The sequence below is a fragment of the Dyadobacter sp. CY343 genome, from assembly GCF_021390335.1.
Classification (GTDB): Bacteria; Bacteroidota; Bacteroidia; order Cytophagales; family Spirosomataceae; genus Dyadobacter.
Map to the genome: position 1 here is coordinate 738,272 of NZ_JAJUXK010000004.1, position 19,005 is coordinate 757,276.

At 47.6% G+C, this 19,005-nt stretch carries 12 protein-coding genes; 8 read left to right on the top strand and 4 right to left on the bottom strand.

What is annotated here, in order from left to right; all coding sequences use genetic code 11:
* The first annotated feature begins 95 nt into the window (after nucleotides 1-95).
* The 3 genes from clpB to LZG94_RS15150 all read left to right on the top strand — a co-directional run bounded on the left by clpB (nucleotide 96) and on the right by LZG94_RS15150 (nucleotide 5,071).
* On the top strand, nucleotides 96-2,699 hold the full coding sequence (clpB, locus tag LZG94_RS15140) for an ATP-dependent chaperone ClpB (protein WP_233792692.1): 2,604 nt from the start codon (nucleotides 96-98) through the stop codon (nucleotides 2,697-2,699).
* Nucleotides 2,700-2,911: 212 nt separating this feature from the next.
* Nucleotides 2,912-3,463, top strand: a complete 552-nt coding sequence (locus LZG94_RS15145) for a type 1 glutamine amidotransferase domain-containing protein (RefSeq protein WP_233792693.1) — start codon at nucleotides 2,912-2,914, stop codon at nucleotides 3,461-3,463.
* 114 nt (nucleotides 3,464-3,577) lie between these two features.
* Complete coding sequence (locus LZG94_RS15150) at nucleotides 3,578-5,071, top strand: ATP-binding cassette domain-containing protein (protein WP_233792694.1); 1,494 nt, start codon at nucleotides 3,578-3,580, stop codon at nucleotides 5,069-5,071.
* On the opposite strand, the gene porQ is transcribed toward LZG94_RS15150, so the two are convergent.
* Nucleotides 5,065-6,096 carry a type IX secretion system protein PorQ gene (gene porQ / locus LZG94_RS15155; protein WP_233792695.1) on the bottom strand — a complete coding sequence of 344 codons (1,032 nt, stop codon included), beginning with the start codon at nucleotides 6,094-6,096 and terminating at the stop codon, nucleotides 5,065-5,067. The two genes, LZG94_RS15150 and porQ, sit on opposite strands and share 7 nt — an antisense overlap.
* A 114-nt stretch (nucleotides 6,097-6,210) precedes the next feature.
* On the opposite strand from porQ, the gene LZG94_RS15160 reads away from it, so the two are divergent.
* From LZG94_RS15160 to LZG94_RS15180, 5 genes are all read left to right on the top strand, one after another.
* On the top strand, nucleotides 6,211-7,770 hold the full coding sequence (locus LZG94_RS15160; RefSeq protein WP_233792696.1) for an acyl-CoA carboxylase subunit beta: 1,560 nt from the start codon (nucleotides 6,211-6,213) through the stop codon (nucleotides 7,768-7,770).
* Nucleotides 7,771-7,899: 129 nt separating this feature from the next.
* On the top strand, nucleotides 7,900-9,174 hold the full coding sequence (locus tag LZG94_RS15165; RefSeq protein ID WP_233792697.1) for a Gfo/Idh/MocA family oxidoreductase: 1,275 nt from the start codon (nucleotides 7,900-7,902) through the stop codon (nucleotides 9,172-9,174).
* A 34-nt stretch (nucleotides 9,175-9,208) separates the two neighbouring features.
* On the top strand, nucleotides 9,209-12,646 hold the full coding sequence (locus tag LZG94_RS15170) for a DUF1080 domain-containing protein (protein ID WP_233792698.1): 3,438 nt from the start codon (nucleotides 9,209-9,211) through the stop codon (nucleotides 12,644-12,646).
* Nucleotides 12,647-12,783: 137 nt separating this feature from the next.
* The gene (locus LZG94_RS15175; RefSeq protein ID WP_233792699.1) at nucleotides 12,784-13,617 is read left to right on the top strand and encodes an ATP/GTP-binding protein; all 834 of its coding nucleotides are present in this window, start codon (nucleotides 12,784-12,786) and stop codon (nucleotides 13,615-13,617) included.
* Between the two features lie 38 nt (nucleotides 13,618-13,655).
* Entirely contained in the window at nucleotides 13,656-14,309 is a 654-nt protein-coding gene (locus LZG94_RS15180; protein WP_233792700.1) for an RNA-binding protein, read from the top strand.
* A gap of 80 nt (nucleotides 14,310-14,389) precedes the next feature.
* Here the strand turns inward: LZG94_RS15180 and LZG94_RS15185 are convergent, their stop codons facing one another.
* The 3 genes from LZG94_RS15185 to LZG94_RS15195 form a co-directional block, all read right to left on the bottom strand.
* The gene (locus tag LZG94_RS15185; RefSeq protein WP_215234606.1) at nucleotides 14,390-15,580 is read right to left on the bottom strand and encodes an MFS transporter; all 1,191 of its coding nucleotides are present in this window, start codon (nucleotides 15,578-15,580) and stop codon (nucleotides 14,390-14,392) included.
* 42 nt (nucleotides 15,581-15,622) lie between these two features.
* Complete coding sequence (gene mutS, locus LZG94_RS15190) at nucleotides 15,623-18,286, bottom strand: DNA mismatch repair protein MutS (RefSeq protein ID WP_233792701.1); 2,664 nt, start codon at nucleotides 18,284-18,286, stop codon at nucleotides 15,623-15,625.
* 96 nt (nucleotides 18,287-18,382) lie between these two features.
* Entirely contained in the window at nucleotides 18,383-19,003 is a 621-nt protein-coding gene (locus tag LZG94_RS15195; protein WP_233792702.1) for a pseudouridine synthase, read from the bottom strand.
* Between the last annotated feature and the right edge of the window lie 2 nt (nucleotides 19,004-19,005).

Below are 19,005 nucleotides of genomic sequence, written 5' to 3' on the forward strand. Positions count from 1 at the left end.
GATACTAAGCACAATAATGCCAAAATTTCCGGTTTTGATCTCGGGCACATACTTTTTCATGAGTTAGTAAGTGAATCGAAAACAAAATCAACGCCATGAACTTTAACCAATATACCATCAAGGCGCAGGAAATTATACAACACGCTGCGCAAATGGTCCAGGGCAATCAGCAGCAAGCGATTGAAACTGGCCACGTACTTAAATCGATTTTGGAGGAGGACCCAAATACCTCGCTCTTCCTGTTGAATAAACTGAATATCTCACCGGATATCCTCAATACCCGGCTCCAAAAGATATTGGACGGTTATCCAAGAGTTAGCGGGGGACAGCCCTATCTGGGCAACGATATGGCGGCCGCCAGCGGCAAAGCGCAAAACTATCTGAAAGAATTCGGTGACGAGTTTGTCAGTATTGAGTTGCTTTTGCTTGGTATCTTGGCCGGAAAAGATTCCACAGCGATCCTTTTGAGGGAGCTGGGATTTGAAGAAAAAAAGTTGATCAATGCAATCAAAGAACTTAGAGGAAAAAATAATCCCGTGAAAGATCAAAATGCAGAAGCTAAATATCGCTCGCTCGAACGATATAGCAAGAATTTGAATGAGTTGGCAAAAGCCGGCAAGATCGATCCCGTGATTGGTCGCGACGAAGAGATCAGGCGGGTGTTGCAGATATTAAGTCGCCGCACTAAAAATAATCCGATCCTCCTGGGAGAACCGGGTGTTGGTAAAACGGCGATCGTGGAAGGTCTGGCGCAGCGTATCGTGCAAGGCGACGTGCCCGAAAACTTGAAATCCAAAACGATCGTATCCCTGGATATGGGGTTGCTGATCGCAGGTGCCAAATATAAGGGTGAATTTGAAGAACGACTGAAAGCGGTCATCAAAGAAGTGACCGATTCGGAAGGTGAGATCGTACTTTTTATCGATGAAATTCATACACTTATCGGTGCCGGTGGTGGCGGAGAAAGCGCAATGGATGCGGCTAACCTGCTGAAACCAGCCTTGGCGAGAGGTGAACTTCACGCGATAGGTGCCACTACTTTGAAGGAATATCAAAAGTATATGGAGAAAGACAAAGCGCTGGAACGCAGGTTCCAGGCGGTGATGGTCGACGAACCGAACATTCCGGACGCGATCAGTATTCTTCGAGGCATTAAGGAAAAATACGAACTGCACCACGGTGTGCGGATCCAGGATGATGCTGTGATTGCGGCAGTGGAATTGTCTAACAGATACATCAGCGACCGCTTCCTGCCCGATAAGGCGATTGACCTGATGGACGAGGCGGCTTCCAAGCTGAGACTGGAAATGGATAGCGTGCCCGAAGAACTCGACGAACTGAACCGCCGCATTATGCAACTGGAAATTGAGCGTGAGGCGATCCGGAGAGAAAATAATAAGGATAAGGAAACTGTCCTGAACAAAGAAATCGCCGATCTCAGCGAAGAACGGAATACCCTGAAAGCGCAGTGGGAGAATGAAAAAGGCAAAGTAAACGAGGTAAGGACACTGAAAGAACAAAGCGAACAGCTGCGGCTGGAAGCCGAGCAGGCTGAACGTTCCGGCGACTTTGGTAAGGTAGCCGAGATCCGCTACGGCCGGATTCCCGAAGTGCAGCGGCAACTGGAAACATTACAGAACTCCGAAAACGCTCAGAGCCTGATGCAGGAGGAGATCACGCCGGAAGATATTGCCGAAGTGGTGGCCAAATGGACGGGTATACCTGTGAGCAAAATGCTGCAAAGCGACCGTGAGAAACTGCTGCAACTGGAAGAGCACCTGCATCAACGGGTAGCTGGCCAGGCGGAAGCTATTGAGGTGGTTTCTGATGCGGTGAGGCGTAGCCGGGCAGGTTTGCAGGATGCAAAACGTCCGATCGGAAGCTTCCTTTTCCTTGGCCCGACCGGTGTCGGAAAGACGGAATTAGCTAAAACTCTGGCTGAATATCTGTTCAATGACGAAAACGCGATGGTCCGCATTGACATGAGCGAATATCAGGAACGCCATTCTGTAAGCAGGCTGGTAGGTGCGCCTCCGGGATATGTGGGCTACGACGAAGGCGGACAGCTGACCGAGGCGGTAAGGAGAAAACCGTACAGTGTGATATTGCTGGACGAGATCGAGAAAGGCCACCCCGACGTTTGGAATATATTATTGCAGGTACTTGACGAAGGTAGGCTGACCGACAACAAAGGCCGGGTCGCGAATTTCAAGAACACGATCATTATTATGACCTCCAATATCGGCAGCCATATTATCCAGGAAAAGTTCGCAGAAGATGAAGGCTGGAACCATACCTTGATCGTGGAAGAAGCCAAGACCGCGGTACTGGATCTATTGAAAGCTTCGGTAAGACCCGAGTTCCTGAACCGGATCGACGAGATCGTGCTGTTTGAGCCGCTGACTATGAAAAATATCCGCAAAATCGTGGACATCCAATTCAAAGGAATCCAGAAAATGCTGCAAGAACAGGGTATTACGCTGGACGCAACCGACGAGGCGCTGACCAAGCTCGGGGAAGACGGGTTTGACCCGGCATTCGGTGCGCGACCTTTGAAAAGAGTGATGCAGAGACGTATCCTGAATGAGCTTTCAAAAGGAATCCTGAGTGGGCAGGTTGCCAAAGATTCAGTGATTATGATGGAATTGAATTCTCACGGAGATCTGATATTTGAGAATGTTGGCAGTGTGGAGATATAATTCTTAAAATAGTTATAAATGGAAAAGCAGCTTTCGGGCTGCTTTTCTTGTTTCGAGCCAATTTGGTGTGGTAACGTCAGCAATCCACATATGTAGATTTGCAGCTACGCAAACGTTTGAAAAATGCGCTTAATAACATTATTAGAAATTGGCATAATTTTTGTGCAAATAAATACCTGAATTATCTAAACCTTTATTCCACACCCATTTCTATGTTACAATCGCTTAATTCATTTAAAGTTGCAATTCTGGTTGCAGATGGATTTGAGCAAGTCGAAATGACCTGCCCCAGAAAAGTCCTAGATCGTATGGGTGCTACCACCCACCTGATTTCCCCAAATAAGGATCATGTGCGTGGCTGGAATCATCTGGACTGGGGAGAGAAGCACAGGGTCAATGTGCCCTTGCAAATGGCGCGTCCGGAATATTATGACGCTCTGCTGATTCCTGGCGGCGTAATGGGACTGGATGCATTGAGAATGCAGCCAAAAGCAATCGAATTTGTCAAGTCGTTTTTCGCAAGTGGTAAGCCGGTAGCCGCAATTTGTCACGGTCCGCAGCTGCTGATCGACGCAGATGCGGTGCTCGGAAGAACACTCACTTCCTACGCCGCGATCCGGCATGATCTGGAAAATGCAGGGGCGATCTGGATTGACCAAGAAGTAGTAACAAATAACGGGCTGGTAACCAGCCGCACAACCGACGACCTTTCCGCTTTTACAGCTTCCATGCTGAAAGAATTTAACCTAGAACTACAACACTGATATTTATAAGCAGACTATAAACCGCAAAAAAGCATCCTCATCCGGGATGCTTTTTTGTTTCCAATTACATTCAAAGTTTTAATATTGCGCATTCATCCAAGTGCTCAGTAGTTCATGCCAGTCGTTTCTCTTCAAAATGTTTCCGCCCGCAAATATGATATTCAGGTTCTCTCAGGTATTGACTGGGATATTGAAACAGGGGAAAACTGGGCGATAATCGGGCCCAATGGAGCTGGCAAGACTGTATTGCTAGATGTAATTGCTGGTAAATGGCCGGTACTTTCCGGAAAGATCGCGTATTCCTGGAATGCGCCGTTACGTGAAACGGTCGAGCTCGCGTCCAATGATTATTCCTTCAATCGGATCGTTAATGCAGGTGCACAATATTACCAGCAGCGGTTCCATGCCTACGAAGCGGAGCGCGCCCCTACCCTTCGCGCAGTCCTGACAGATCAGCTTAAACCGGTCGGAACGGTCGATGATAAGTCAGTGGAATTGAAGCCTTCGAAGGTAACCCAGGAAGAACTAGCCAAAGTCTCCGAATTGCTTTCGCTAACGCATTTGCTTGACCATCCGTTTGTTACACTTTCAAATGGTGAAACGCGGAGAATGCTTCTTGCAAAATCCTTATTGAAAAAACCGAGGTTACTAATGCTCGATAATGCATTCAGCGGGCTGGACGTACATTCGAGAGAAGTGTTGCGAAATGCGCTCAGCCAGCTTTCACAGGAGGGTATCAGCATTATTATGGCTACAACTGCAACTGAGATTCCTGCATGTATAACGCATGTTTTGGAAATGAATGAGGGGAAAATTGTAAAGAAAACGAAAGTGGCGGATTTTCGGGCTGCTGCTGAGCGAATCAAAAATAAGCAGCCTGACCCGGTTAAACTGACAGATTTCGGTTTGCCTGAGTTCACTGATTTTGCCAATGCATTTGACCTGCGCAATATCAAAGTCAAGTACGGGAGTGAGGTAATTTTAGACAATGTAAACTGGAAAGTCTCGAAAGGTGACAAATGGGCATTGTCTGGCGCAAATGGTTCGGGAAAATCGACGTTGCTCAGTATCATTACCGCTGATAATCCACAGCGTTTTGCCAATGATTTTGATTTGTTTGATAAAAAAAGGGGCGGAACCGGTGCGTCGATCTGGGATATCAAGCAAAAGATAGGACACGTATCGCCGGAACTGCACCTGTACTTTCCTAGAAATACAACTGTCTTCAAGACAATAGCTTCGGGCTTTTTTGATGCGACTGGTGTATTTTTCAAGAAACTCTCAGAATCTCAGATCCAGCGTGTTCACCAGGTTGCAGAGTTACTGCACGTTGGTCAACTGATTGAAAAAGATTTTTCGCAGCTTTCAAAAGGGCAGCAGAGAATGGTACTGCTGGCGCGGGCATTGGTGAAAAATCCGCCGCTGCTCATCCTCGACGAACCTTGCCAGGGACTTGATAGTGAAGCAATTGAATACTTCAAATCAGTAGTGAATGCGATTTGCGATACTTCTGACAGAACGCTGATCTACGTCTCGCATTACCCCCAGGAAATCCCTTCCTGTGTCACGCATTTCCTGAAACTGGAAAAGGGAATAGTTGTTCAGTAAGGTTCTTTGACGAAACCTTTTTTCAAATTCATCACAATGGAAAGTGAGCTGCTACCGAAACCGGACACATATTGCGCGCGACCGTAACTCACCTCGAACCGCTTGATCCTCAGCCACATTCCCGATGAAAAGCCCGCCAATGCGCCGCGATCGGAAAGCCGCAGTTCCTGTCTGCGCAAATGATCATAACCTAGCAGCAGCCGGAAATTATTATGAATCAGCGCCTCCGCCCCGAGCGACAAATGCCGGCCGAGCTTTTCTGCAATTCCTACCTTTCTGGGCAGCCTGTTTCCATTGATATCGTAGGTAAAAAATAAGGCGGGATCATTGTAAACCATGTCAAACCTGTTAAGGTGATGTGCAGTCACTGTCACTCTAACTGGCATATATTCAGGCTTAAAAGTAATTCCGGCACGAATATCCAGCGGCAAAACGGGAGTAGTGGCACCATTAAAATTCTGTTTCAAAAACCCCATATTTTTTACCACAAACCCAACCGAAAAGTCCTCCCTCGGATGTTTAAAAATTGCTCCCCAGTCGAATGCAAGTCCGTAAGTCTGGTAAGCTTCCACAGAAGCGCCTACAAACTTTATACTTCCTCCGACAGTAAACGCGCCCAAAGAATGCCCGTATCCGGCAGATAACCCGTAATCGGCCGCCCGGAATTCGCCGATCACATTCCCAATGTCGTCGGTTTCCTGCATGGTACCGTAATTGAGATATTGCAGCCCGACTGCCCAGACGCCCGGTTGCTTGCCTGCTTTTCCCGCGTACGCCAGATTCAGGAATTTGGTATCTGCCAGATAAGGCATCAGGTTTACGGACGCATTATCGGTTTTGGTGGAATCCAGTAAAGACGGATTTTGAAGAAATAGTGCAGGATCGTTGCCAGAGGCTGTCAAATGGTGGGTACCCAGCGCTGTGCTTTTCGCCTGCGTTGGTAAAACGAGGAAGTCGAGCTTGCTTTTTCCGCCTGTCTGCTGGGCAAATGCAGCATTGGTCAGCATAGCCAGTATGAATGCCAACAGGTGAGCCCGCCGCCCGAACACCCTCATAAGTATCGATATTTCCCGAATCAGTAAAATGCCGCTATATTTATAATCCGTTGAAAACAAATGTAACCATATCGCCTGTATTACATGAAATCCGAATCCGCTTCCATCTCCAAAAAAGAATTTTTAGATAAAAAAAATGCTGAGGCTGAGCTCGGAGGTGGTGAAAAAAGGATTGAGGCGCAGCATAAAAAGGGAAAATTGACAGCCCGCGAGCGGATTTCAGTATTGGTTGACGAAGGTACTTTTGAAGAAATAGGCAGGTTCGTCACGCACCGCAGCAGTGATTTCGGGCTGGATAAAGAGCATTATCTGGGCGACGGCGTAGTTACGGGTTACGGGAAAGTTAATAATCGCCTTATCTACGTTTTCGCGCAGGATTTCACCGTTTTCGGTGGCTCACTTTCAGAAACGCACGCCGAGAAGATCTGCAAACTGATGGATCTTGCCATGAAAAATGGCGCTCCTATTATCGGATTGAATGATTCGGGCGGGGCGCGCATTCAGGAAGGCGTGCTTTCACTGGCGGGTTATGCTGATATTTTTTATAAAAACACCCTTGCTTCCGGGGTAATCCCGCAAATCTCGGCTGTAATGGGTCCCTGCGCCGGCGGGGCAGTATATTCTCCTGCTATCACAGATTTTATTTTGATGGTGGAAAATACGAGTTACATGTTTGTAACCGGGCCGAATGTCGTCAAAACCGTCACGCACGAAGAAGTAACTTCCGAAGAACTGGGTGGCGCGATGACGCACGCATCCAAATCCGGGGTAACGCATTTTGTAGCTCCTAATGAAGTCGAATGCCTTCTTTCGATCAAGAAATTACTCAGCTATATTCCTCAGAACTGCGAAGATGAAGCGCCGAGAGTACCTTACTCCCCGACAAACGAGCTGCGACCAGCATTGAATACCATTATCCCGCCCAGCTCCAACCAGCCTTACGAAATGCGCGAGGTGATCACGGAACTCACGGACGAAGGCAGTTTCCATGAAGTTCACACGCATTTTGCAGAGAATATTGTAGTCGGTTTTGCTAGACTTGCGGGGAGAAGTATTGGTATTGTGGCGAACCAGCCGGCTGTACTTGCAGGCGTACTCGACATTCACGCGAGTCAGAAAGCGGCACGGTTTGTTCGGTTTTGTGATAGTTTTAATATCCCCCTATTGGTTCTCGAAGATGTACCTGGTTTCCTGCCCGGCACCGATCAGGAATGGAACGCGATCATTACCAACGGCGCGAAACTGCTTTATGCATTCTGCGAAGCGACCGTGCCGCGCATTACAGTGATCACCCGAAAAGCGTACGGCGGCGCGTACGATGTGATGAACTCCAAGCATATCGGCGCTGACATGAACTACGCCTGGCCGAGTGCGGAGATTGCGGTAATGGGAGCCAGCGGCGCGGCGGAAATTATCTTCAAACGCGATATTGCCCAGGCTGAAAACCCGCAGGAAAAGTTGCAGGAAAAGGTCGCCGAATACACTGAAAAATTCGCAAACCCTTATCTGGCAGCCAACAGAGGCTATATTGACGAAGTAATTTATCCGGAACAAACCCGTCAAAAACTGATCGCAGCCTTTGAAATGCTCGAAAACAAAGTGGCGGTATTGCCCCGGAAAAAGCATGGAAATATTCCGTTGTAAGTACCGATCTTTTCAGATTCCGTTAAATACTAGTGGTATTCCCATAAAGCGCGAAGCAGTTTTGGTCTGTTATGAATATTGACCTAAATTGAAGGCTATTACATTTATATTCCTAAATCATCTTAATCAATGAAAGAACAGAAAAGTACTTCTGCATCCAGAAGGAACTTTATCAAAGGCTCTATTGCCACGCTGGCAACGTTTTCGATCGTTCCCCGCCACGTGCTCGGCAAAGGCTTCCTCGCTCCGAGTGACCAGCTCACTAAGGCGATCGTCGGTACCGGCTCCATGGGCCGCGGCCACATCCCCTACGCAGGAACCAAAGTAGTTGCGCTTTGCGATGTGGATAAAAAGCATCTTGCTACGGCCGTAAATATGGTCGACAAGGGCGTGAAAACTTTTTCGGATTACCGCGAACTGATCCAGCTTCCGGAAGTGGACATTGTGCACGTGGCTACCCCGCCACACTGGCACGGGATCATCGCCGCCGACGCAGCCCGCGCCGGAAAAGATGTGTGGTGTGAAAAACCGATGACGCGCACGATCGGTGAAGGAAAGCGTCTCATCGAAGCAGTGCAGCAGCACGGAAGGGTTTTTAGATTAAATACCTGGTTTCGTTTTGAAGACAACTTTTACGGTATGAGAACGCCGGTTAAACCAATTAAGAAGCTCGTTCAGAGTGGATTACTTGGGTGGCCACTAAAAGTGACCGTGAGCAAGCATACCGGTTTTGACTGGAAATTTTATTGGGTAGGAAAAACAAACAATGCACCTCAGCCGGTACCAGCCGACCTGGACTATGAAATGTGGCTCGGACCTGCGCCTTACAAACCGTATAGCGAGCACCGCGTGCACCAGACTTTCCGCGGCTACTGGGATTATGATGGCGGCGGACTGGGCGATATGGGCCAGCATTACCTGGATCCTGTTCAATACTTTTTGGGTAAAGACGATACCAGTCCGGTGAGCGTGGAAGTGGACGCGCCGCAACAGCATACCGAGGCGGTGGGCACGTGGAGACGCATTACTTATACCTATGCAGACGGTTGCCAGATCGTTTTGGACGGAGAAGCGAAAGACGAAAAAGTAGCCTATATCGAAGGCCCGAAAGGAAAGTTGTACCCGAATTTCAAATCTGATATTCCTGATCTGGAAAAGAAACTGGCCGCTTTCCCTGATCCCGAGCCGCAGGTGACGGATTTTGTAGATGCTGTTAAAAACCGGAAAAAGTTTGCGCTGAATGAAGAAAACGGTCACCGTTCCTGCACGATCGTGAACATGGGACTGGCCGCATTGAGACTGGGCCGCTCTCTGAAATTCGACCCTGAAAAACAGGAGTTCGTAGACGATGAAGGCGCCAACCGCCTGATCAACCAACCTATGCGCGGCCCCTGGACTATCTGACAACAGCGTTTTACCGAAATCCTGAAACCACTTGATGAAAAAAATATTTTACCCCATTATAGCTGCGTACCTGCTCATTTCGCCGGTTTTCGCACAAACAGACGCTTCGCTTACTACCAAGATCGAAGGTTTGTTCTCCAAACTGCCGGCCCAGAACGAGGCCGGACTGAAAAAGAATATGGCCGAACTCGAACAGCTGGGTAAGCCCGCGCTCGTTCAGATCGCCACGATGCTCACGCCCCTTGGAAAAGGTGATAATACCAAAATCCAGTATGCACTTGGCGGGTTTACCTATTATGCATCGCAAGCGGGCAAGGAAACTGCAAGAGTTGCAGCTTCGGAAGCTTACAGCGGGGCTTTGGGAAAAGTCACTGATCCTGACAGCAAGAACTTCCTGATCTACCAATTACAAACAGTTGGGAAAGACGAGTCTGTTAATACCCTGAAAACGTACCTGAGCGACGAACGTTTATCGGGACCGGCGGCGAGGGCATTGGCGAGAAATGGCTCTAATGCGGCCGGAGCTGCGTTATACCAGGCTTTGGGCAATGCAAAAAGTGCTGCGCAAATCGCAATTATCGAGGCACTTGGCGATTGTAAGTACAAAGAAGCTGCGCCACAGATCGAGAAAACGGCGACGAGTGAAGACCTGCTTTTACGCAAGGTCAGTTTGTATGCATTGTCGGAAATCGCAGCGCCCTCTTCGGAGCAATTATTAATGCTGGCTGCGCAAAAAACTTTGTACGGTTACGATCGCACTGATGCGACCGCTGTTTACCTGAAATATCTTGCTAATCTTGCCAATACCGGAAGTGCTGCATTGGCTGAGAAAGGTGCATGGGAAATCGTAAAAAATACGCCCGACCCGAAGCAGGTAGCGACAAAATCGGCTGCATTAAAAATCTATTCGGATATAAAGAAAAGAGAATCCGTACCTGCGCTGGTAAGTGCATTGCAAAGCACAAACCCGGAATATCGTGCTGCTGCATTGAAGCTCGCTCAAAAATACCTGATGGCGAATGGAACAGCTCCGTGGCTGGCTGCGATGAAAAAATCGACGCCGGAAGTTCAGGCGGAGATCATCACAATGCTCGGCCACGCCGGTTCGCAGGACGCACTTCCCGCGATATTGAAATCGCTGACTGCAAAAGATACGCAGGTTAAGAAAGCAGCAATATGGGCTGCGGGTAAAATCGGCCAGGAAAGCAGCATTGCTAGTCTGATCAATGTTACAAAGACCGGCAGTCTGGAAGAAATTGAAACAGTAAAAAATAGCCTTCTGACTATAAAAGGAGCTGCATTAACCGACCAGATCGCGAAAGCAATACCTACTTTGCCTGCTCCTGCGAAGGCTGCATTGATTGATGTACTGGCGGCGCGTGCAGCGAGCAATAAGCTTCCGGTAGTCTCGGCCCAGCTTAAAAGTACGGATCCGGCGGTGCGGAAATCAGCATTTAGCTCGCTTAAATCGATGGCTACTGCCAACGATCTGCCGCAGTTATTTACATTGCTAAACTCACAAACTGCGCCGGAGGATATTGCCGCAGTGCAGAATGCAATCAGCGCGGTTGTGAAAAGCTCGGGAGAAACGAATGCACAAACCGACCTGATCCTTAAACAGATGCAGGCGGCTTCGGCGGAAAAACAAAGCAACTACCTGCCTATACTTGCGACGATAGGAGGTAAAAAAGCACTGGGTTCCGTGGTTTCTTCTTATGAAAAAGGAGACGCTGCTACCAAAAAAACGGCGATCAGCTCACTATCCTCCTGGTCCGATGCGAGCGCGGCGAAGGAGCTTTTGACGATTGCTAAAAAGACGACGGAGGCAGGAGAATTTGATGCGGCTTTGTCAGGTTACGTTTCGGTTGCGGGGAAATCTACAAAAACGCCTGCATTGAAAGTAATCATGCTGCGTGAAGCAATGGGATTGGCGAAAACGGACGCGCAGAAGGAAATGATATTGAAGGAGCTGGCTAAATTCAGGACTTTCAATGCGATGCTTTTTGCAGGAAAATACCTGGATCAGCCCGCAACCCAGTTGGCTGCCGCCCAAACCGTCGCGACGATCGCATTAGCTAACAAAAATTTCTACGGTACCGAGGTGCGTGAACTGCTTACGAAAGCTTCGTCGCTGCTGAAAGGCAAAGACAGCGAATACCAGCAGCAGGCCATTACCCGCCATTTGGCCGATATGCCGGCTGGCGAAGGATTTGTTTCCCTATTCAATGGAAAAGATTTGACAGGCTGGAAAGGCTTGGTAGAAAATCCGATCGCGCGCAGCAAAATGAGCGCGGATTCATTGAAATTGAAACAGGCGAAAGCAGACGAAGCGATGAAGAAAGACTGGTACGCGAAGGACGGAGAGCTGATATTCTCTGGCCACGGCGACAACTTGGCTACGGTTAAATCTTACGGTGATTTTGAAATGTATGTGGATTGGAAAATCCAGAAAGACGGCGATGCAGGAATTTACCTGAGAGGCACGCCGCAGGTACAGATCTGGGATACTTCGCGGGTGGATGTAGGTGCGCAGGTAGGCTCCGGTGGTTTGTACAACAATCAGAAAAACCCAAGCAAGCCTTCCAAGTTGGCTGATAATGCGATTGGCGAATGGAATACGTTCCATATTACCATGATCGGCGACCGCGTTTCGGTGGATCTGAATGGAGAGAATGTGGTTGATAATGTTGTTCTGGAAAATTACTGGGACAAAAACCTGCCGATATTCGCTTCCGAGCAGCTTGAATTACAGGCACACGGAAATCAGATCAACTACCGCGATATCTACGTGCGGGAATTGCCGCGCCAGGAATTTGCGCTTCCTGAACAAGAGAAAAAAGAAGGTTTCAAAGTGCTTTTCGACGGTACCAATCTATTTGAATGGGTTGGTAATAAAACCGACTATTTCATCGACGGCGGCGAGCTGGTGGTTGACCCGAAAAAAGGAGGAAAGGGAAATTTGTATACAAAAGATGAATACAGTGATTTCGATTTCCGTTTCGAGTTTCAGCTTACGCCCGGCGCAAATAACGGCCTGGGAATCAGAACACCGATGCAGGGCGACGCTGCCTACGAAGGCACTGAAATTCAGATCCTTGACAATGACGCGGACATTTATAAAGACCTGAAAGAATACCAGTATCACGGATCAGCTTATGGTATTATTCCCGCAAAAAGAGGATTTCTGAAACCAATGGGTGAATGGAACTACCAGGAAGTACGCGTGCAGGGCTCGAAGATCCGGGTCACGTTGAACGGAACTGTGATCCTGGACGGAGATCTGGCAGAAGCGAGTAAGAACGGAACACCAGATCACCGCGAACATCCAGGTTTAGCCAGAACTTCGGGGCATTTGGGTTTCCTGGGTCACGGTTCGGAACTGAAATTCAGGAATATCCGGATCAACAACCTGACGAAAGTGCAAACCGAACCAGTTGTTTCTGAAAAGAAAAAAGGGAAGAAACGCAAATAGGAACCGAAATACGCGATTTTAATTTTTAAAGAAAATTTAAAAAATGCCCAGACTAATCAGTATGGGCATTTTTATTTAGCTTTGATAGAGTGATCAGAATATACAACCGATTACCTATATCCCGCTTTGATAACTTTATGAAAACCAAACACATTTTACTTACCGCCCTGATGGCAGGTTGTCTGTCATTTACGTCTGAAGCTCAGCATTCGCTTACTCAGATATGGTCTTCGGAGGCAACGTTACCAATTCCGGAATCTGTCCTTTTCAGTAAGCAAGATAAGTTGCTTTATGTGGCGCTGATCGACGGTAAAGCGGGAGAAAAGGATGAAAAAGGCGGGATTGCGAAAGTTGGGCTGGACGGAAAAATTATCGCAGCGGACTGGGTAACCGGCCTCAGCGCGCCGAAAGGAATGGGCATCTATGGGTCGAAACTATTTGTTGCAGATGTTACAGATGTAGTGGAGATCAATATCAAAACCGGTAAAATTCTCAAAAAACATCCTGTTGAAGGCTCCAAATTTTTGAATGATATTACAATTGACTCAAAAGGCAGCATATACGTATCTGATTCTCAAACAAAAAAGGTACATTTAATCAAGGGTGGGCAGGTATCGACTTACGTTGAAAATCTGACAGGGCCAAACGGATTGCTGGCTGTCGGCACGGATCTTTTAATCGCGGACAGCGGAATTCTCAAAAAGCTCAGTCCTTCTAAGGAAGTGACTGTTTTAGCGGAGGGAATGGACAAAAGTACAGATGGTATCGAGGAAGTTAAAAAAGGTGAATATCTCGTTTCCTGCTGGGCCGGAGTTGTTTATTACGTAAAATCCGACGGCACCACAGAGAAGCTTTTGGACACTACTGCGGACAAGACGAATTCGGCGGATATCGGATACGATGCCGCTAAGAAAATTGTGTACGTGCCTACTTTCATGAAAAACAATGTAGTCGCTTACCAGCTTAAGTAAATATATTTATAACCTAAAAATTAATAAACAGGCGTTTCATGGACATTTTTGTTGGGAGTCTTTCTTTTAAGTTAAAAGAAAGCGAACTGCGTGAAGCTTTCGAGAAGTACGGTACTGTGAGCTCCGCGAAAATTGTAATTGACAAAATTACTCGTCAAAGCAAAGGTTTCGGGTTTGTAGAAATGCCCGATGAGAGCGAAGCAAGACTGGCGATCAGCTCGCTAAATGGTGCGGATATGTACGGCAGACCATTGGTTGTGAACGAATCGCAGAAAAGAGAGCAGAGACCTGGCGCGCCCGGCGGAAGCGGACCTGGCTCTTTTCAGCGCACAGATTCGGGAAGAGAAGGTTTCAATCGCCCGCGGCCCAACGATACTGAAAACAGAAGCGCTGATACAACAGGAGGTCCCGCCAGAAGCGGCTCGGGAAGTGGAATTGGTGGAGGTGGAAGCGGTTTTGGCGGAGGTGGCTTCGGAGGGGGTAACTCCGGCGCAGGTGGTGACAGGTACCGCAGCCAGGATCGTAAACCAGGCGGTGGAAATGACAGACCTTTTGGAGATCGCGGCGGTCAGGGTCAGGGTAACAAATCCAAGACAGACAGCCGATATGGCAGAGGAAACGAATTCAACAAGAAAGGCGGCGGCGGCAGCAAAAGACAGTTTGGTAACCGCGACGACGATGACAGATGGTAATAATTCTTAATCCGAAATAAACAAAAACCCTGGAATTGCTTCCAGGGTTTTTTAATGCACTATATGTTAAAGACTGACGATCAGGCAGTTGCTTTTATTTTATTATCCTTAAAGAACAAAACGAAAAGTACCAGTACTACGGCTGCGATTCCCGCCGGAACCATCCAGATGCTGGTCCAGTCTTTCACGCCATTCACAGTGTACATGTCGGCAACAAGTCCTGCCAGCCACGAGCCGATCCCCATTCCGATACCATAAGTGGCAATAGAGATCAATCCCTGAGCAGAAGAACGATATTTTTCTCCCGCCTTGCTGTCGGTATAAATTTGTCCGGTAACGAAGAAGAAATCGTAGCAAACACCGTGCAGGATGATTGCGAGATATAGTAACCATTCGCTATTTGCATCTCCATAACCAAATCCTACAAAGCGGATGATCCATGCGATCAAACCGACGATCAACATCCATTTTACACCCAATCGACTGAAAGCTAAAGGTATTAAGAGCATAAATACCACCTCAGAAGCCTGTCCCAGCGACATCTTGTTTTCCACATTAGTCATTCCCGAGTCGGTCAGCGACGGGTTGGCCATTGCGTAATAGAAGGAAAGCGGGATACAAATAAGCAGTGAAGAGATAAAGAAGATCGCGAAAGATCTGTCTTTAAAGAGCTTGAATGCATCCAGACCCATAATATCCGAGAAAGAGCTCTTCACACTTGGTTTCGGTGGGGTATCGGGCAGGAAGAATGAATAGATACCCAGAATCGCAGATGCTACCATCGAAATTTTGAAGATCATTGCGCTGTCGCCGAAGCCATAAAAACCGATGATGTTGGTAACAACAATCCAGGACACCGTTCCCATTACGCGGATTGCAGGAAAATCTTTTTCAGAATTGGTTACCTGCTGCATCGCGATGGAAGTAGTAAGTGACATCATCGGCGCGAAAGAGATACAGTAAAGCAGGATAATCCCAAAGAAATTGTCGGCGCTGGTAATGCCGGAAAGCACATAGAGCAGGATTGCACCGGCGATACTTAAAACGCCCAGCACCTTTTGCGCCGCAAAGTACCGGTCGGCGATCATACCTACGAAAAACGGGGCGATAATCTGCGCAATAGAAAAGGCGGCATACGCATTTCCCACCTGGCCTCCGGTCGCATTGAGGGCAGTGAACATATATTTACTCATTTGCCCATACCATGATCCCCATATAAAGTAGAGGAGGAACATCATGGCCATCAACTGAAACCGCGTTGAATTTTTCATAACATAAAAGGAAGTAGGAGTTTTTGGTAGATATAAAGTGGATTATTTTTTAATGAGCTTTTGAAGTTCGTTCAACTTCAAAAGCGCCTCAATAGGCGATAGTGTGTTCACGTCTATCAGGGAAAGTTTTTCTTTCAGCTCTTCCATTTTCGGGTCAGCCGGTTCAAAAATGCTGAGCTGAAAATTGTTTTTCGGTATTTCCTTGATCTTCTTACTGTGTTCCTGCGTCATATGCTCTTTTTCAAGATGCTGCATAATCTCGCTCGCTCTCAAGACAATAGGCTGCGGCATGCCGGCGATCTGCGCGACGTGAATACCAAAACTGTGGGCACTGCCGCCCGGCTTGAGTTTACGAAGGAAAATAACTTTGTTATCCACTTCCTTCACAGCCACATTGAAATTCTTGATTCTTGGAAAATCCTCTGAAAGCTGATTCAGTTCATGATAATGGGTGGCGAACAAGGTCTTCGGCCGACATTCCTTCTGGCTGTGCAGATATTCTGTAATCGCCCAGGCAATCGAAACACCATCATAAGTACTGGTCCCGCGGCCGATTTCATCCATCAGGATCAGGCTGCGGTCGCTCAGGTTGTTGAGGATGCTCGCCGTTTCGGTCATTTCGACCATAAACGTACTTTCTCCCCGGCTCAGGTTGTCGCTCGCCCCTACCCTTGTGAAAATCTTGTCCACCAAACCGATCGAGGCTGCTTTCGCGGGCACATAACATCCCATTTGCGCCATCAAAACGATCAGGGCCGTTTGCCGCAGCAATGCAGACTTACCCGCCATATTCGGGCCGGTGATAATAATGATCTGCTGAGAAGCATCGTCCAGGTACACATCATTGGGCACGTAGCTTTCTCCTACCGGAAGCTGCTGCTCAATGACAGGATGCCGGCCTTGCTTGATATCCAGGACATTACCTTCTGTAATTACCGGTTTTACATAGTTATTTTTAGCCGCGACGGTTGCAAAGGAACTGAGCACATCAAGCGACGAAATGATCGCTGCATTTTTTTGAATGATCTCAACGTGCTGAGTAGCAGCGAGCACGATCTCATTGAAAAGTCTGGATTCAATGGAAGAGATACTGTCTTCCGCATTGATAATTTTTTCCTCGTACTCCTTTAATTCGGGGGTAATGTAACGTTCCGCATTAACCAGCGTTTGCTTCCTGATCCATTCCGCCGGCACCTTGTTCTGGTGTACGTGGGTAACTTCCAGATAATAGCCGAATACCTTGTTATAAGCAATTTTAAGTGAGGTTATCCCCGTTCTTTCGATCTCGCGATTCTGTAATTGGAGGAGATAGTCTTTGCCTTCGTAAGATATTGCATGCAGTTCGTCAAGCTCGGCATCCACGCCTTTTTTAATCATCCTACCCTGGTTAGACAAGATCGGCGCGTCTTCTCTCAGCTCATTTTCGATCTTATCAACCAGCTCTTTGCAAGTATCCAGCTGATCGGCGTATTTGAGCAATACTTCCAATGCAGGTGAAAGTGCTTGCTCAGTATCCGTATCTTTCTGTAATTTCTTACGTTCCTTTTCGAGCAGCTTGTGCAAACTTTCCTTAATCGGACCGATCTGCGTAAGTGACCTTTTCAGCTGAACCAATTCTTTCGGGTTGATCCTTCTTACCGCCACTTTCGAAATTAGTCTTTCCAGATCACCGATCACTTTCAAACAACCTACAACTGTTTCGTGTATAGTCCGGTTATTCAGGAAATGCCCGACGATATTTAACCGTTCTTCAATCGGAAGTTTATCTTTTAAAGGGAGTACCATCCACCTGCGTAACAACCTGGCTCCCATTGGCGTAACTGTCTGGTCTAATATCTGGATCAGAGGAACGCCACCTTCCTGCTGGGCATAAATCAGTTCCAGATTCCGTACCGTAAAACGGTCGAGCCAGACGTATTTTTCCTCTTCGAGCCGCGTAATGCGGCCAATATGCGCTATTTCCCTGTGTTCTGTCTCTTTGAGATAATGCAGGATCACACCAGCAGCGACAATACCCAGCTGCAATGCTTCAATACCGTATCCTTTCAGGGTTGTGGTTTGAAAATGCGTGATCAGCTGCTCGTAACCGTAATCGTAGCCAAAACACCAGTCTTCCAGCTGATAAGTGTGATACTTACCGCCAAAAAGCTGACCAAATTCCTGCTTATGTTTTTTGCAAAAGAGAACTTCTGAGGGAGAAAACCCTTGCAACATCTTATCAATATAAGCTGCATTGCCCTGGGAAGTCATGAACTCCCCGGTCGAAATGTCAAGGAATGCAATCCCGTAAAGGTCTTCGCCGCCTATGTGAACAGCTGCGAGGTAATTGTTTCGGCGGGTATCCAGTACATTGTCGTTGTAAGAAACGCCGGGCGTTACCAGCTCGGTTACGCCTCTTTTCACAATACCTTTTGCCGTGGCGGGATCTTCAAGCTGATCGCAAATAGCGACGCGCTCGCCTGCGCGGACGAGTTTGGGTAAATAGTTGTCTAGGGAATGATGTGGAAAACCTGCGAGTTCTTCGTGCGAGCCGCCATTATTCCGGCGGGTGAGTACAATACCGAGAATTTTCGATGCTCTGATCGCGTCTTCCCCAAAAGTTTCATAAAAATCACCGACCCGGAATAGCAGCAATGCGCCCGGATACTTCGCTTTGATCTGATTGTATTGTTTGTTAAGCGGGGTTTCTTTATTTGCCTTTGCCAATTATCAGCCTTATTTTAAGAACAGGTATCTACAAAATTAAGCCTTCTATCCGGTTTGCCAAGTCTGCACGCAGTGTTTTGTAACCATCCGAAATGTTCATTCGTAGAAACGTCCGACCTCCGAAGGCATAACTTCCCATACGTCCCCATTGTTAGGAAAATTTCCGTTTTTATCAGCCAAAGAAAATTTTCCGATGGACCAACGGACTAACCGCAGCGTAGGAAAGCCCACTGCCGCAGTCATTCTGCGTACCTGCCTGTTCTTGCCTTCCCGAAGTGTCAGTGAGAGCCAGGAAGTGGGGATGTTCTGACGAAACCGGATCGGCGGATTTCTTTCCGGCAACACCGGCTCCGCTATCAAATGTGCTTTTGCAGGAAGCGTGCGGTATGATTTACCATTAATACTGATATCCACGCCTGCGGAAAGCTGCTCGCAGGCTTCTTCCCAAACCTGTCCTTCCACCTGCACAAAGTACGTTCTGGTGTGCTTGTTCCGGGGTTCCAGTAATTTTGTTTTGAGATAATTATCATTGGTAAGCAACAGCAGGCCTTCACTATCTGCATCCAGCCGGCCGACCGGATAAATATCTTTGGCAAAAGTGAAATCAAGATCAGCCAGTGTTGCATGGTCGCCTTCCCGTGTAAATTGGGAGAGCATTCCGAAAGGCTTGTAAATGAGGTAGTATTGAAACAAAAGAGAATCGTTTAGTCGCTGCATGA